Annotated in this window: 1 pseudogene; it reads left to right on the forward strand. The window is 69.3% G+C overall.

The features are described 5' to 3' along the window. Window positions 1–205: pseudogene (locus G5A07_RS22180) on the forward strand (DNA-3-methyladenine glycosylase I); the annotation flags it as partial.

A 205-nucleotide genomic window follows, 5' to 3' on the forward strand; every position in this document is an offset into this window, starting at 1 on the left:
GTGCAGGAGATCGCGCGCGAGCACGGCAGCTTCGGCAGGTTCCTTAGCGCATGGCCGTCATCGAACGAGATCGGGCTGCTGGAGCTGCTCGCCAAGCGCGGCAGCCGGCTCGGCGGCAACACCGGGCAGATGCTGCTGCGTTTCCTCGGCTGGGACGGTTTTGTCACCTCGCGCGACGTCGCGGCCTGCCTGCGCGATGCAGGCG

The organism is Stenotrophomonas sp. AS012628, assembly GCF_010608305.1.
Lineage (GTDB): Bacteria > Pseudomonadota > Gammaproteobacteria > Xanthomonadales > Xanthomonadaceae > Stenotrophomonas > Stenotrophomonas geniculata.